At 71.9% G+C, this 15,287-nt stretch carries 14 protein-coding genes and 1 other RNA gene; 5 read left to right on the top strand and 10 right to left on the bottom strand.

Annotated features, from left to right (window positions below):
- A partial coding sequence (locus AC1DU4_RS02010; protein WP_477837419.1) for an MMPL family transporter occupies window positions 1–2,003 on the bottom strand: 2,003 nt, incomplete at its 3' end.
- Window positions 2,004–2,647: 644 nt separating this feature from the next.
- On the opposite strand from AC1DU4_RS02010, the gene AC1DU4_RS02005 reads away from it, so the two are divergent.
- Complete coding sequence (locus tag AC1DU4_RS02005) at window positions 2,648–3,559, top strand: thioesterase family protein (protein ID WP_477837418.1); 912 nt, start codon at window positions 2,648–2,650, stop codon at window positions 3,557–3,559.
- A gap of 20 nt (window positions 3,560–3,579) precedes the next feature.
- Here the strand turns inward: AC1DU4_RS02005 and rnpB are convergent.
- Window positions 3,580–3,993, bottom strand: an RNA gene (gene rnpB, locus AC1DU4_RS02000) — RNase P RNA component class A.
- 87 nt (window positions 3,994–4,080) lie between these two features.
- On the opposite strand from rnpB, the gene AC1DU4_RS01995 reads away from it, so the two are divergent.
- A complete protein-coding gene (locus AC1DU4_RS01995; RefSeq protein WP_477837417.1) occupies window positions 4,081–4,605 on the top strand; it encodes a DUF1697 domain-containing protein in 525 nt (174 codons plus the stop codon).
- A gap of 124 nt (window positions 4,606–4,729) precedes the next feature.
- On the opposite strand, the gene AC1DU4_RS01990 is transcribed toward AC1DU4_RS01995, so the two are convergent.
- From AC1DU4_RS01990 to cobC, 5 genes are all read right to left on the bottom strand, one after another.
- Window positions 4,730–6,262, bottom strand: a complete 1,533-nt coding sequence (locus tag AC1DU4_RS01990) for a dicarboxylate/amino acid:cation symporter (protein ID WP_477837416.1) — start codon at window positions 6,260–6,262, stop codon at window positions 4,730–4,732.
- Between the two features lie 320 nt (window positions 6,263–6,582).
- Window positions 6,583–7,752: a bifunctional RNase H/acid phosphatase gene (locus tag AC1DU4_RS01985; protein ID WP_477837415.1), complete on the bottom strand. Its 1,170-nt coding sequence runs from the start codon at window positions 7,750–7,752 to the stop codon at window positions 6,583–6,585.
- Entirely contained in the window at window positions 7,749–8,486 is a 738-nt protein-coding gene (locus AC1DU4_RS01980) for a zinc ribbon domain-containing protein (RefSeq protein WP_072845799.1), read from the bottom strand. Before AC1DU4_RS01980 ends, AC1DU4_RS01985 begins: the two co-directional genes overlap by 4 nt.
- A 93-nt stretch (window positions 8,487–8,579) precedes the next feature.
- The gene (locus AC1DU4_RS01975; protein WP_477837414.1) at window positions 8,580–9,710 is read right to left on the bottom strand and encodes a Nif3-like dinuclear metal center hexameric protein; all 1,131 of its coding nucleotides are present in this window, start codon (window positions 9,708–9,710) and stop codon (window positions 8,580–8,582) included.
- A 31-nt stretch (window positions 9,711–9,741) separates the two neighbouring features.
- On the bottom strand, window positions 9,742–10,779 hold the full coding sequence (gene cobC / locus AC1DU4_RS01970) for an Rv2231c family pyridoxal phosphate-dependent protein CobC (protein ID WP_477837413.1): 1,038 nt from the start codon (window positions 10,777–10,779) through the stop codon (window positions 9,742–9,744).
- A gap of 55 nt (window positions 10,780–10,834) precedes the next feature.
- Between cobC and AC1DU4_RS01965 the strand changes: the two genes are divergently transcribed.
- The 3 genes from AC1DU4_RS01965 to AC1DU4_RS01955 are packed head-to-tail and all read left to right on the top strand — an operon-like array spanning window position 10,835 to window position 13,006.
- A complete protein-coding gene (locus tag AC1DU4_RS01965; protein ID WP_477837412.1) occupies window positions 10,835–11,518 on the top strand; it encodes an HAD hydrolase-like protein in 684 nt (227 codons plus the stop codon).
- Window positions 11,505–11,984, top strand: a complete 480-nt coding sequence (locus AC1DU4_RS01960) for a low molecular weight protein-tyrosine-phosphatase (protein WP_477837411.1) — start codon at window positions 11,505–11,507, stop codon at window positions 11,982–11,984. The genes AC1DU4_RS01965 and AC1DU4_RS01960 overlap by 14 nt, the downstream gene beginning before the upstream one ends.
- Before the next feature lie 50 nt (window positions 11,985–12,034).
- Window positions 12,035–13,006 (top strand): SURF1 family cytochrome oxidase biogenesis protein, encoded by a 972-nt coding sequence (locus AC1DU4_RS01955; RefSeq protein WP_477837410.1) that lies wholly within the window; start codon window positions 12,035–12,037, stop codon window positions 13,004–13,006.
- Here the strand turns inward: AC1DU4_RS01955 and AC1DU4_RS01950 are convergent.
- Genes AC1DU4_RS01950 through AC1DU4_RS01940 form a run of 3 tightly spaced genes read right to left on the bottom strand, consistent with a single transcriptional unit; the run spans window position 12,932 to window position 15,189 of the window.
- Window positions 12,932–13,927, bottom strand: a complete 996-nt coding sequence (locus tag AC1DU4_RS01950) for a cobalamin biosynthesis protein (protein WP_477837409.1) — start codon at window positions 13,925–13,927, stop codon at window positions 12,932–12,934. The two genes, AC1DU4_RS01955 and AC1DU4_RS01950, sit on opposite strands and share 75 nt — an antisense overlap.
- A gap of 48 nt (window positions 13,928–13,975) precedes the next feature.
- Entirely contained in the window at window positions 13,976–14,446 is a 471-nt protein-coding gene (locus tag AC1DU4_RS01945) for an acyltransferase (protein WP_477837408.1), read from the bottom strand.
- Window positions 14,447–14,466: 20 nt separating this feature from the next.
- Complete coding sequence (locus AC1DU4_RS01940) at window positions 14,467–15,189, bottom strand: transglutaminase domain-containing protein (RefSeq protein WP_477837407.1); 723 nt, start codon at window positions 15,187–15,189, stop codon at window positions 14,467–14,469.
- Between the last annotated feature and the right edge of the window lie 98 nt (window positions 15,190–15,287).

Raw genomic sequence — 15,287 nt, 5'->3', positions numbered from 1 at the left:
ATGATCAGCGCCGCGATCATGCCGTACGCGATGTACTTCATCATCACCAGTTCGGAGAACGCGAACGCGCCGGTGACCACGATCAGGATCAACGCGGCGGCGGTGATGATCCGGCCGGTGTGCGCGGTGCCCACCCGCACCGACTCGGTGGTGCTGGCGCCCTGTGCGCGCGCCTCGACCATCCGGGACAGCAGGAACACCTCGTAGTCGGTGGACAGGCCGTAGAYGATCGCCATGATCAGCACCAGCACCGGCGACATGATCGGKCCSGGAGAGAAGTTCATSAWMSTGGCMCCGTTGCCGTCGATGAAGATCCACGTCAGGATGCCGAGGGTGGCGCCGAGGCCGAGGGCGGTCATCAGCACGGCCTTGATCGGCAGCACCAGCGACCCGAACGCSAGGAACATCAGCAGCGTGGTCAGCAGCACCACCATCGTCACCATCAGCGGCAGRYTGTCSAGCAGCGCCGCAATCGAGTCGTGCTCGATCGCCGGGGTGCCACCGACCAGCACGGTGACTCCGTCGGGGACGTCCATCGCCCGCAGGTAGCCGATCGTCGCATCGGAGTCGTTGCGGTCCACCAGGCCGGCCTTGAAGACCGTCACCCCGTCCTTGGTCGGGTTGTCGATCGTGAACTTCTCGACCAGCCCCGGCGCCGCGCTCGCCTCCTTGACGATCCGGGCGATCTCCGCACCCTGGGCCCCGTCGACCACCAGCTTGATCGGCTCGGAGCGGAAACTCGGGAACAGCTCGTCGAACTGCTCCTGGGCGACTCGGGTGGGATTGTCAGGGGGCAGGTAGGTCTCGTTGATCCCGCCCAGCTTGATGCCCGCGATCGGAAGGGTGAGCAGCAGCAGCCCGACCACGATCGGCACCACGACCTTGACCGGGTGCTTCATCACCCACTGCGTCAGTCGACCCCAGATGCCGTTCTCGATCTCGTCGGCGGTCCTGGTCTTGCGCATCGCCTTCAGCCCGAGCGCGTCCACCCGACGACCCAGGATCCCCAGGATCGCCGGCAGCACGGCGATCGAGACGAGTGCGGCCAGGACGACCGCGGCGATCGCGCCGTACGCCATGGACTTGAGAAAGCCCTGCGGGAAGATGAGCAGGCCACCGAGGCTGGCGACGATCATCGTCGCGGAGAAGACCACGGTCCGGCCTGCGGTCGTGACGGTCCGTCGCACGGCATCGGCGGTGCCGTACCCCTCCGCGATCTCCTCCCTGAACCGACTCACCATGAACAGGCCGTAGTCGATCGCCAGGCCCAGACCGATCAGCGAGACCACAGACAGGACGAACCCGTTGACCTCGGTGAACTGGGCCAGCGCCTTGACCACGCCGTTGGCGGCGATGATCGTCAGGCCGCCGACGATCAGCGGCAGGGCGGCGGCGACGACGCCGCCGAAGATGAAGAACAGCAGCACCCCGACGGCCGGGATGGCCAGGATCTCCATCCGGTGCAGGTCGTCGGCCATCGTGTCACTGATCGTGCCGGTCACCGGCTGCAGGCCGGTGAGCTGGGCATCGACGCCGGGTATCGCGAACTGGTCTCGGACCTTCTTGAAGTTGGCCGCGACCTCGGTGTCGTTGTCGCCCTTGACGGCCACGCCGGCGATGGCGTGTTGCTTGCTCGGGTCGGCCATCAGGGCGAGCCTGGTGGACCAGTAGCTGCCGTTGACCCGGAGAATCTCGTCGGGGTTGTTCGCGGCAAGGTCCTCGAGGCCCTGGGTGATCGTGGCGGCGAACGCCGGATCGTCGACCGTCTTGCCGTCGGGCGCGGTGTAGAGGATCACCACGTCGGCCTTGGTGTCGCGTCCGAAGGTGCCGTCGGCCAACTCCGCGGCGGCCACGGACTCCGAGCCCGGGTCGACCAATCCGCTTTGGCTCAGGTGCTTCTCGACTCCGAGGCCGTACGCCGCGAGGCCGAGCAACAGCGCAACCATCACCCCGATCACGGTGAACCGCAGCCGGTAGGCCAGCCTCCCCCAGGTAGCGAACACCTACCGCACTCCCCCCTCGTGGTGCAGTTGCCCAGGTCGGACCCGGAGCCCGGCGTGCCTCGTCGAACATGCCGATGCCGTTGTCCCGCCGGGGCCTCGACCAGCCGAGCGCTGCGCTGACCACCGTACGCAGGACTCCCACTCCCGCGGCCGGAGTGCGCTCTAAGAAGTTGCTAAGAACTTGCGCAGACCAGTGCGGTCGCCCGCCGGACGACCGCACCGCCGCGGAAATCACGGAAGACCGGCCCGGAAAGGTCACCTGCCCGTCACAACGGGCCACGGATCCGCATTGCTCATGTAATTCACTGCACCACAACGTTGTTGACGAAAGAAGTCCGCTCCGAGGTGCGCTACGAATGCAGCAGGCGCCCGAAGGCGGCGTCACCGCGAAGCAACGCGTCACGGCCGACAATGAGTAGTTCAAGGGTCCCTCGGCAGCAGAGCTCGGCAAGGTAGCGGCGGGCGTACCCTCCGCGCGAGGCGGGTCCGGCCGTCTGCCTGACCCAAATACCAGCAGCAGGCGGTTACGTTGGCTAGGTTGAGAATCGGATGGCGCCAGCGTCGGGCACGACGAGAGAACACGGGGCTGGTCGCGCGCATGTAGCCACCTTCGATGCCGTGCACATTTCTCGACAAGGAACGCCGTGACCCGTACACCCCCGGATGCCGAGAGCGTCCCACCCCTCGCCGTGTTCTCTCACCAGAACGAGGCCTGGCTGCCCAGCGTGCTCTCGCGCGGCCCGTGGGATGCGCGGGCGCAGCACGGCGGCGCGCCCAGTGCCCTGTTCGCGCACCTGGCCGAGGCCGCCCTGCCCGAACCCGGCTGGCGACTCGCCCGCCTGAGCATCGAACTGGTCAAGCCAGTGCCGGTGGCCCCACTGACGGTGCGCCAGGAGACCTTTCCGGGACGCTCCACCACACGGATGACCATTGACCTGCTCGCGGACGATGCACTGGTGGCTCGTGCACACGCACTCCTCCTACGGGGCAAACCACTGACGCTGCCTCCGGGGTTGCCCGGCTGGTCGCCAGCCGAGCTGCTGCCCCCACCCGCCGACTGCCGGGAGCGGCTTCGAATCCCCGGCATGCCCGGCGGGACCTCGTTCTACGAGTCCGCGATGGAGATCCTCATGGCACAGGGCGGACCGGCAAGCCCGGGTCCGGCCGCCGCCTGGTTCCGGCTGACTGTCCCGCTGGTGCAGGACCAGCCCACCTCGCCCGCCATGCGGGCAGCGGCCGCCGCCGATTTCGGCAACGGTCTGAGCTGGGTTCTGCCGCTCGACCGTTATCTCTTTGCAAACGCAGACCTGAGCCTGCACCTGCACCGCCAACCCGAGGGCGAGTGGATCGGCCTGATGTCGGAAACCCAGGCCGACGGCGGCGGTACGGGCACCACGCTGTCGCGCCTGTACGACGTCCGCGGGCCGATCGGCGTGGCCACCCAGACCCTCGTGATGCGCGAGCGGCCCACGCCGTCGCCGCCCCCTGTCGCACAGGGTTCGGCAGGATCTGCCCCGGATTTCGGGGCCGATCCTGCCGAGAAAGCGGCGCCCTGACGTAGGGCCGAAGAATGGGGCGGACGAGTCGGCCTGTAAGCCGGATCCTGTTCCCGACACCGAGGCGTCGGGCGACGACCATCCATCTGGGCACACCGTTGCCGGGTACCTCGAGCGGTCCACCCGCAGGCTCGGGCGAGCAGCCCTCGAACACCTGCGCAGCCGCACCCCGAGGGGTGCGGCCTTTGACCTTGCTCCGGGCGGGGTTTACCTAGCCACCCCAGTCACCTGGGGTGCTGGTGCGCTCTTACCGCACCGTTTCACCCTTACCGACGCTTGCGCGCCGGCGGTCTGTTCTCTGTGGCACTGTCCCGCGGGTCACCCCGGGTTGCCGTTAGCAACCGCCCTGCTCTGTGGAGTCCGGACTTTCCTCGGCGGTGGGCCTGCGCGCTGATGCGCACGGTTCCCCTCGCCGCGGTCGCCCGGCCAACTCGTCCGCCGGTACAGACTACTGGGTTCTCGGCACCCCTCTGCACATTCGAACACTTGTGCCATTTCAGCGGCGGCGCTACTGTCGGCCCATGGCACGATTCGTAGCGTTGCTCCGGGGCGTCAACGTCGGCGGCATCAACATCAAGATGGCCGACCTGAAGGCCGCGGTCGAGGCACTGGGGCTGACGAACGTCAAGACGGTGCTGGCGTCCGGGAACGTCCTGTTCGACAGCGAGCGAACCGATCTGGCGGCGCTGAAGGCAGAGATCGAGACCTGCCTGCGCAACCGGTTCGGCTACGAGGCGTGGATCGTGCTGCTGGATCAGCCGACCCTCGCCCGGATCGTCGAGGACTTCCCGTTCGAGGCCGACCGCGAGGGCTGGCACCCCTACGTCCTGCTGTCCTCCGACCCCGCATCGCTCCGGGACCTGCTCGCCTCGGCCGACGGCCTCGACACCGCCGACGAGGGCATCCAGATGGGCGACGGGGTGCTCTACTGGCACGTCGAACGCGGCCGGACACTGGACAGCCCGTTCGGGAAGCTCACCGGCAAGGCGAAGTACAAGTCGACCACCACCAACCGGAACCTGCGGACACTGCGCAAACTGCTCTGACCGAGGCGCCGACCGACCACATCCGGACACCCACCGGGACGGTCGTCGTGGTGGCTGTCCCCGGACGCGACGCGGGGCCGGACCGAGGTAACCGGTCCGACCCCGCGTGGGCGTGCGCGCCGGGTCAGACGAGGGCGGGCACCTTCTCCGCCGCGTCCCTGCCGTCGGTGTTCTTGCCGTCGGCGTTCTCACCGGCTGCGTCCGTGCCGTCGTTCTCGGCCGTGACCTCCGCCGCGGCCCGCTGCTCGAGCAGGTCCTCGTCGGCGAACGGGTCGCCGTTGCGGGGCGCGTTGTAGAGCTCCTCGTCGAGGATGCCCTCCCGCTTGGCCACGATGGTCGGCACCAGGGCCTGACCGGTGACGTTGAGCGCGGTGCGGCCCATGTCGACGATCGGCTCGACGGCCAGCAGCAGGCCGACACCGGCGAGCGGCAGTCCCAGCGTGGACAGCGTGAGGGTGAGCATCACCGTCGCTCCGGTGGTGCCGGCGGTGGCGGCCGACCCGATCACCGAGACCACCACGATCAGCAGGTAGTCGGTGATGCTGAGCTCGATCCCGTAGAACTGCGCGACGAAGATCGCGGCGATGGCCGGGTAGATCGCGGCGCAGCCGTCCATCTTGGTGGTCGCGCCGAGCGGCACCGCGAAGGACGCGTACTCACGCGGCACGCCAAGGTTGCGTTCGGTGACACGCTCCGTCAGCGGCAGGGTGCCGATCGACGAACGCGACACGAAGCCCAGCTGGGTGGCGGGCCACACGCCGGAGAAGAAGCGGCGGACCGAGAGGCCGTGCACGCGAATGAGAACCGGGTACACGACGAAGAACACCAGAGCCAGGCCGATGTAGATGGCGACCGTGAACACGCCGAGCTGACCGATCGCGTCCCAGCCGTAGGTGGCGACGGCCTTGGCGATCAGCGCCGCGGTGCCGATCGGCGCGAGGCGGATGATCCACCACAGCACCTTCTGCACGATGGCGAGCAGCGAGGCGTTGAGCTTGAGGAACGGCTCCGCCTTCTCCCCGACCTTCAGCGCGGCCACACCGACCGCGACGGCGATGACGAGCAGCTGCAGCACGTTGAAGCTGAGCGAGGTGGTCGCGGTGACGCCGCTGATCGAACCGTCCGCGGCGACCTGTCCGCCGGTCGCCGTCGTCTTCGCGCCGAGGGCGAGGAAGTTCTGCGGGACCAGCCCGGTGAGGAAGGCCCACCACGAGCCGGAGCCCTTCGGCACGGCGGCGTCGTCGGGGTTGACCGTGGTGTTCGAGCCCGGATGGGTGATCAACCCGACCGCGATCCCGATGATCACCGCGATCAGCGCGGTGATCGCGAACCACAGCAGCGTCTGCACGGCGAGGCGGGCGGCGTTCGCGACCTGACGCAGGTTGGCGATGGAGCTGACGATGGCGGTGAAGATCAGCGGGATCACCGCGACCGTCAGCAAGGAGACGTAGCTGGAGCCGATCGTGGTGACCGTGCCGGTCAGCCAGTTCGCGCTGCCGTCGTCGGCCTTGGGCATCGAGCGGGCCAGCAGGCCGATCAGGACGCCGGCGAGCAGGCCGGCGACGATCTGCGGGCCGAAGGCGGTGGCCCAGCTGGGCAGGCGGCGGGGGCGGGCGGCGGCTGGCTGGGCACCGGGGGCGCGGGTGGGGGCCGACATTCGACGGGCCTTTCGTCAAGGATGCGCAGCGCCGTACCAACCGGCCACAGGGGCACTGCGGTCAGGGGCGCGCGGGAAGAGCGTGCGGAGGGTGAATGCAACTCGCGGCCGCAACAGCAGTCCCGGGACGTGTTCGTCAACCAGGGATCGGGGCAGGGCCAGGCGTCAGCGCGGACAGACAGCGCTCTGCTGCAGACAGTTGTCGACGTACCGTCGACTGGTCAGCAGTGAGTTCACGCGGGCAATGTTACCTCAGCTAAAAACCTGCGGCGCACCGGTGCGGGTCCGACGGCCCGAGGGCCCGCACCGGCGGCGGCCGGCTAGAGGTGCGAGGTGTCGTTGACGAGGCGCACCGAGGCGCCGCCGTCGGGGTAGAACTCGGCGACGGACAGCGACGCGAGGTCCAGGTGCAGCCGGTAGAGCAGCGACGGCCCGACGTCCAGCGCCAGCTGCAGCAGCGTCTTGATCGGGGTGACGTGCGAGACGACCAGCACGTTCGCCCCGGGGTACTCGGCGAGCAGGTCGTCGCGCGCCGCGGTGACCCGGGTGCGGACCTCCTCGAAGCTCTCCCCGCCGGGCGGGTGGACCGAGGTGTCCCCCAGCCAGGCCCGGTGCAGTTCCGGGTCCCGCTTCGACGCCTCCGAGAAGGTCAGGCCCTCCCACTCGCCGAAGTCGGCCTCGATCAGCCCCTCGTGCACCTGCACGGGCAGGGACAGTGCGGCGGCCACGGCCTCCGCGGTCTGCCGGGTGCGACCCAGCGGGGACGACACCACGGCCGTGATGCCGCCGCGGGCGGCGAGCCGGGCGGCGGCGGCGTCCGCCTGCGCCTGCCCGACCTCGGACAGCGCCGGGTTGCCGCGGCCGGAGTAACGCCGCTCCACCGACAGCGGGGTCTGCCCGTGCCGCAGCAGCAGCAGCCGGGTCGGCTTGCCGATCGCGCCGGTCCAGCCCGGTGCGGTCGGGGCCTTGGTGGCCGCCGCCCCGCCYGCCGGCGCCGAGACGGCCGGGGTCGAGACGACCGGGGCCGAGGGCGCCGAGGACCGGCCGGCGTTGCCGTCCATCGCCTCGTTCGCGAGCCGGTCGGCGTGCGAGTTCTCCGCCCGCGGGATCCAGGTGTACCGGACGGAGTCGAACTGCTCGGCCAGCTCGCCGGCCCGCCGCGCGAGCGGAATCATGTCCGGGTGCTTGACCTTCCAGCGCCCGGACATCTGCTCGACCACCAGCTTGGAGTCCATCCGGACCTCCACCTTGCGCGCGCCGACCTCGGCGGCCGCGGTGAGTCCGGCGATCAGGCCCCGGTACTCGGCGACGTTGTTGGTCGCGAAGCCGATGGCCTCGTTGCGTTCGGCGAGCACCCGGCGGCCGTCACCGTCGAACACCACGGCGCCGTAGCCGGCCGTGCCCGGGTTGCCGCGCGAGCCGCCGTCGGCCTCGACGACGACGCTGTCCGGAGAGCCCGCGGAGCGAGCCCCTTGTCCAGCCGAACTCACAGACCGGATTCCTTGGTGCGCACCATGATCGCGCTGCACTCGGGGCAACGGACGACGACCTGCGGGTCCGTGGCGGCGATCCGGGCGATCTCGCCGCGGTCGATCTCGATGCGGCACGCGCCGCAGCGGCGGGCCTGCAGCAGTGCGGCGCCGACGCCGCCGGTGCCGCGCTGGCGCTCGTACACCGCCAGCAGCTCCTCGGGGAACTCGTTGACCAGGGCGGCCCGCTCCCCCAGGTGGCGCTGTTCGACGCTGTCGAGGTCCGCGAGCGCGTCGTCGCGGCGGCGGGTCGCGTCGATCATCGCGTCCTCGATCTGGCTGAGCTGTCCGCCGGCGTGCTCGTAGTCGGCCTGGGTCGCCTCGCGACGCTCCATCACCTCGAGCAGCTCGTCCTCGAGGACGCCCTGACGGCGTTCGAGGCTGCCGAGCTCGTGCTGCAGTTCCGAGAGCTGCTTGGCGGCGATGGTGCCGCTCTGCAGCATGGTGCGGTCACGGTCGCCGCGCTGACGGACCGCGTCGACCTCGCCCTCGAGCTTCTTGATGTCCCGGTCCAGGTCGTCGAGGACGATCTGCACCGCAACCGCGGCGTCCTTGCGCTGCACACGGTCGGACTCGAGGCGCTGCACCTCTTCTGCCTCGGGCAGCGTCTTGCGCCGGTGCGCGACCCGCGTCAGCTCGGTGTCCAATGCGGCGAGGGCGAGCAACTTTGCCTGAATCCGGGGTTCGACGTTCACGCGTGCGGGCTCCTGCTGTGGTGCGGATGTACGGGGGGTGTCGCTAACCGTACCGCCCGCCGACCGGTGCCCAGTACCGCCGCGTCGGACCGGTCAGTGGCAGCCGACCGTCCACGGGTCGGTGCGCGTGGTGGACACCGCCGCCGACCACTCCGGCGTGTCCGCGAATCGGGCGTCGAGCACCGCGGCGGCCTGCGCGCACCAGGGCTGTTCGCTCGCCCAGTGCGCCACGTCCACCAGTGCCGGGCCGCCCCCGCGCAGGTGTTCGTCGGCGGGGTGGTGACGCAGGTCCGCGGTGACGTAGGCGTCGACCCCGAGCGACCTGGCGGCGCCGAGCATCGAGTCGCCGGAGCCGCCGCACACCGCGACGGTGCGGATCGGGGCGTCGGGGTCGCCGGCCGCCCGCACCCCCCACTCGGTGACGGGCAACGCCCGGTGCACCCGCTCGGCGAACTCGCGCAGCGTCTCGGGCTCGGGCAGCACGCCCACCCGCCCGATGCCCAGCGAGGACCCCAGGTCGGCGAGCTCGAACACGTCGAATGCCGGCTCCTCGTAGGGGTGCGCGGCCCGCAACGCCGCCAGCACCCGGCCGCGCAGCGACCGCCGGGCCACCACCTCGACGCGGTCCTCCGCGACGTGTTCGAGGCGGCCGGCCTCGCCGAGGGTGGGGTTGGCGGCCGCGGACGGCAGGAACTGCCCGGTTCCGGCGACTGTCCAGCTGCAGTTCCGGTACTCCCCGATCTCGCCGGCGCCGGCCGCGAACAGCGCGTCCCGCACCGTCTCGGTGTCGGCCGCGGGCACCAGCACCACCCACTTGTCCAGCCGCTCGGACGGCGCCGGCTGCAGCGGGCCGGTCACCGTCAGGCCGAGCGCCGCGGCCAGCGCGTCGGAGACGCCGGGGTCGGCCCGGTCCGCATTGGTGTGCGCGGTGTACAGCGCGCAGCCGGACCGGATCAGCCGGTGCAGCAGCGCCCCCTTCGGGGTGTGCGCGCCGACGGTGTCCACCCCGCGCAGCAGCAGCGGGTGGTGCACCAGCAGCAGCTGCGCGCCCCCGGCGATCGCCTCGTCCACCACCGCCGCGGTCGCGTCGACGGCGATCAGCACCCGCGTCACCTCGTCGGCGGGGTCCCCGCACACCAGGCCCACCGAGTCCCAGGACTCCGCCAGCGCCGGCGGGTAGGCCGCCTCGAGCACCGAGATCACCTCGGACAGAAGCACACTCATGCCAGAACCCCGTTCCTCTCGAGAAACACCGTCATCCCAGCACCTCCGCGAGCGCCGCCACCAGCCGCCGCGCCTGCGGGGCCGCGCGGACCGCGACACGCAGGTGGTCCGGGCCCAGCCCGGGGAAGGTCTCGCCGCGTCGGACCGCGACACCCCGTTCCCGCAGACCTTGCCGGACCCGCTCGCCGTCCGGGACGTGCAGCAGCAGGAACGGCCCGCGGGCCGGTTCGTGCACCGAGATGCCCGCCCCGGCGAGCAGCGCCACCATCTCGGCGCGTTCGGCGCCGATCACGTCGGCCTCGCGCTGTGCCCATGCCACCGCCGCGGGCTCGCAGCAGGCCCGGATCGCCTCGACCTGCAGGCTGCCCAGCGGCCAGTGCGCGCGTCCGACCTGCAACCGGGCCAGCAACTCCGGCGGGCCGAGGAGGTAGCCGCAACGCAGCCCTGCCAGCGCGAAGGTCTTGGTGAGGCTGCGCAGCACCAGCACGTCCGGCAGCGACATTCCCGCCAGCGACTCCGGTTCGCCGGGCACCGCGTCGCCGAACGCCTCGTCCACCACCAGGATCCGGCCCGGCCGGCGCAGCGCCAGCACGTCCGCGGCCGGGTGCAGCACCGAGGTCGGGTTGGTGGGGTTGCCCAGGACCACCAGGTCGGCGTCGGCCGGGACCGCGGCGTCGGCCAGTCGGTACGGCGGGGTGAGCCGCACCTGCGTCGTCGGCACCCCGGCCTGGCGCAGCGCCCACTCCGGCTCGGTGAACGAGGGGTGCAGCACCGCCGCCAGCGAGGGCGTCAGCCGCGGCAGCATCGCGAAGCCCTCGGCGCCGCCGGAGAGCAGCAGCACCTCCTCGCGACGGCGGCCGTGCCGGGCCGCGACCTGGTCCCGGGCCGCATCGTCATCCGCGGCGGACGGGTACCGGCCGAGGGTCGTCAGGGCCCCCGCCAGTCGGTCGCGCAGCCACTGCGGCGGGCCGTCGCCGCGGACGTTCACGGCGAAGTCGAGCAGTCCGGGCTCGGCGTCGACGTCGCCATGATGGCGCAGGTCGGTCAGGTCGGCGGGGCGGGTGTGCACGAGGTGAGCTTATGGCGGCGGCCGGCCGCGTCCGGCTGCCGGGCAGGATGGAGGGGTGAGCACCAGCCCTTCCACCGCCACGGTGACCCTGTTCGACCTCGACGGCACCCTGACCGACTCAGCACCCGGCATCGTCGCCGGCTTCCGGCACGCGCTGGCCGTGGTCGGCGCCGAGGCACCCGACGGCGACCTGGAGGAACTGATCGTCGGCCCGCCGATGGCGGACACGCTGCGCACCCTCGGCCTGGACGAGGCGACCGTGGCGACCGCCCTGGCCGCGTACTTCGCCCGGTACGACGAGATCGGCTGGGCCGAGAACGCGGTGTTCGACGGCATCGGGGACCTGCTGGACGCGGTCGGTCGGGACGGCGCGCGCCTGGCCGTCGCCACCTCGAAGTCGGAACGGTTCGCCCGCCGGATCCTCGAGCACTTCGGGCTCGCGCACCACTTCGAGGTGATCGCCGGCGCCAGCGCCGACGGCACCCGGCGCGCCAAGGTCGACGTCATCGAGCACGCGTTGCGCGGGCTCGGCCTCGCTCCCACGGCCGCCGCCGACGGCGGGACGGCGGGGGTGGTGATGGTCGGCGACCGCGAGCACGACGTGCACGGCGCCGCGCACTGGGGCATCCCCACCGTCTTCGTGGGCTGGGGATACGGTTCCGCCGAGGAGGCCGCCGACGCCCGCTGGAGCGCGGCCACCGTCGCGCAACTCGGAAGGATCCTCGATGTCACACCCTGACGCCGCCCCGCTGCACATCACCTTCGTCTGCACCGGAAACATCTGCCGGTCCCCGATGGCCGAGAAGATCCTGCTCGGCCGCCTCGCCGCGGAGGGCCTCGACGCACGGGTCCGGGTGACGAGCGCCGGCACCGAGGACTGGCACGTCGGCAGGGAGGCCGACGAGCGCACCAACCGGGTGCTGGTCGGCCACGGCTACCCGACCGGCCACAGCGCCGCGCACGTCGGCCCGGACCACCTGGGCGCCGACCTGGTGGTCGCGCTGGACACCGGACACGACCGCGCGCTGGCCCAGCTCGGCGTGCCCACCGAGCGCCGTCGCCTGCTGCGCAGCTTCGACCCGGACGCGGACGGCGACTCCGTGCCCGACCCGTACTACGGCGACTTCACGGGCTTCGAACTGGTGCGTGAACAGATCGAGGCCGCCCTGCCCGGCCTGCTGGACTGGGTGCGCGCCCAGCCCTGACCGCGACACCGGCCGGTCGGGCCGCGGCCGTCAACGGCTACCGTGGAGCCGTGCAAAGGTTGAAGTTTCTGCTGCGTCCGGGCTGGTTGGTACTGGCAGTGATCGTCGCCGGCTTCGCCTACATGTGCTTCACCGTGCTGGCGCCGTGGCAGCTGGGGAAGAACACCAGCACCGAGCACCGCAACCAGCTGATCGAGCAGTCGGTGTCCGCGGACCCGGTGCCCGTCGAGTCGATCCTGCCGACGTCCGGCCCCCTCGCCGACGACGACGAGTGGCGTCAGGTCACCGCGAGCGGCAGGTACCTGCCCGACACCGACGTGCTGATCCGGCTGCGGTCGGTCGAGGCGGCCCCGGCCTACGAGGTGCTCACCGCCTTCGAGCTGACCGACGGCCGCGTCGTGCTGGTCAACCGCGGCTACGAGCGACCGATCGAGGGCACCCGCGCGCCGCAGATCGAGCCCGCCCCGACCGGACCGGTCACCATCACCGCCCGCACCCGCCAGTCCGAGGGCACCGTGCCCGGCAAGGACCCGCTCGTCGAGGACGGCCTGCGTCAGGTCTACTTCATCGACGCGCCGCAGATCGGTACGACGCTGGGCCTGGCCCCGGCGGACCTGTACCTGCAGCTGGCCGGCGATCAGCCCGGCTCGCTGAACCCGATCCCGCTGCCGCAGCTCGACGCCGGGCCGTACCTCTCGTACGGGCTGCAGTGGCTGGCGTTCGGCATCATGGCCCCGCTCGGCCTGCTCTACTTCGCGCGCGCCGAGATCAAGGAACGCCGACGGTCCAAGGCCCGGTCGGCCGCCGGGTCCAGCGAGCCCGCCGAGGCTCCTGCCGTTCCCACTGTTCCCGAGGCAACCGACGCACCGGCCGCCCCCGCGGCGACGGTCACCGACGACGCCGCGGCCCCCGACGACTTCGTGCTGCCGCGCCGACGGTTCGGCCGGTCACAGCCCGCCGAGCCGACGACGCTGACCGCGACGGAAGCGAAGCTCGCCGACCGCTACGGCAAGAGCCGCTGAGCCGAGGGCGGCGCCCAGCTGCACCGCCGCGGACAGCCGCGCGACCCGGCGCACGTCGGCGATCGCCGGGGCCGGTCCGTCGCCGAGCGTCGGGCGCTGCTCGACGCCGTGCGGGTACTCGGTGCGCCCGCCGAGGCGCACCCCCAGCGCCCCGGCCATCGACGCCTCCGCGACGCCCGCGTTGGGGCTCGGGTGTGAGCGCGCGTCGCGTCGCCAGGCCCGTACCGCGTCCGACGGCGCCCCGCCGACCACCGGGGCCGCCAGCACCGCCAGCACCCCGGTGACCCGGGCCGGCGGCAGGTTCACCACGTCGTCGAGCCTGGCCGCGGCCCACCCGAACCGCAGGTAGCGCGGCGAGCGGTATCCGATCATCGCGTCGAGGGTGTTGACGGCGCGGTACCCGAGCACGCCGGGAACGCCCGCGACGGCCGCCCACCAGAGCGGGCCGACGGTGGCGTCGGAGGTGTTCTCCGCCACGGACTCGACCGTTGCCCGGGTGACCCCGGCCGCGTCGAGGGAGTCGGGGTCGCGCCCGCACAGCGACGGCACCAGCAGGCGGGCGGCGCCGAGGTCGCCGTCCTCGAGCCGGGTCGCCATGTCGGCGCCCACCCGGGTCAGCGAGGTCCCGCCGAGCGCGGTCCAGGTGGCGGCGGCGGTCACCGCGGTCTCCCCCAGCCAGCCGAGCCGACCGGCCGCCCGCGCGGACACCGCCCCCGCCGCGACCACGGCGCCGGCCAGCACCGCGGTGTGCGCGACGCCCGCCGGCCGGTGGTCGCGGTAGCTGCGGGTCTCGAGCCAGGCCGCGGCCCGGCCGAACCCGGCCACCGGGTGCCAGCGCACGGGGTCCGCGAGGGCCACGTCCGCCGCGTACCCGAGCAGAATTCCGGCCGCTCTCGCCGTTCCACGGCCGCTCAACTTCACGAGGACTAGTTGTATCAACACCGGTCGGGGCGGCCTGCGCGGGACCGTCTAGACCGGCAGGTCCTTCACCCGCCGGGCCGGGTTCCCCGCGTAGAGGCCGTTCGGCGCGCAGTCCTTGGTGACCACGGCGCCGGCGCCGACGATGCAACCGGTGCCGACGGTCACGCCGGGCAGCACCAGCGCGCCGGCCCCGATCCAGGCGCCGTCCTCGACGACGATCGGCAGGTGGTAGACGCGGCCGCCGCGACCGTCGGGCGGTCCGACCTCGTGGGTGCTGGTGATGAATCGGGCATCGTGTCCCACCGCGACCTGCCGGCCCAGCGTGATCGGCGCGGTGCAGTCGAAGAGCACGCCCCGGTTGACGAAGGTGCCCAGGCCCATCCGAATGTCCTTGCCGCCGAAGTGACATCCGGCGTAGATCCCCGCACCCCAGACCCGCGCTCCCCCGATCAGCAGCAGCACGATGCGCAGCCACACGGGGACGAGGCGCCAGGACTGGACGATGTTGATGAGCCGCACGAGCAGTGAGGATAGCCCCGTCAGGCCGCGCCCCTTCGGCCGAACACCGGTTCCAGAACCGTCCGCACCGGCCAGTTCAGGGTCTGCCCGTACCGGGCGAACAGCTCGTCACGCGAGTCGAACTCGCCGAGTGTGGCGGCGACGTACCCCGAAAGGTCCAGGCAGCCTGGCGAACTCGTAGGCCTCCAGCTGACCGGGCTGCGGGCGACGGCGTCGAAGAGCGTCTCCTCCCCGCTGTTGGTGAACTGCTGCGGCGCGGCGCAGGTCGCGATCGGGAAGGCCTGCGAGACGTCGATCCACTCGCCGTCGACCTCGAAGCTCGGCCAGGCCAGCAGGACCCGGTCGGGCACCAGGGCCCGGAGCCGGCGAAAACGCGGGTACCAGAACTCCCCGCGCAGCACGAGGCCCTCGACCTTGGTGGCGATTCCGCGGCGCCGGGCCAGCGCCTCGACCACCGCCAGCCGCTGGCTGCACGACCCCCGGCCCCGGGTCAGGGTCACGGACGCCGGCTGCGTGTCGTCGAGCGCGTACACGGCACGCACCCGCTGCCCCGCGAAGCGGTGTGCGGCCCGCAGGAATTCGACGCTCGCCGCGTCCGCGGGAAGGTCGACCGCCGAACTCGCCGCGCCGAACACCGGGTCGTGCCAGTCGAGGATTCGGGTCGCCGCGGAGCCCCCGGCGGCCGCCGCGACCGAGGGCCGCAACTCCCGGCCCCGCCACGTGGTGACCAGCGCACATGTCATCGGATCAGGCTAGCCGACCGGCCGCGCCCGATTTCGTGTCACACGGCCTGGTCGTTACTTTGGATTGGCATCGTCTTTGCAGTGGGGCTGAGGCGAGG

The organism is Rhodococcus sp. P4_F5, assembly GCF_056401315.1.
The sequence above is the reverse complement of the archived record's forward strand: the minus strand, read 5'-3'. Positions and strand labels throughout refer to the sequence as shown.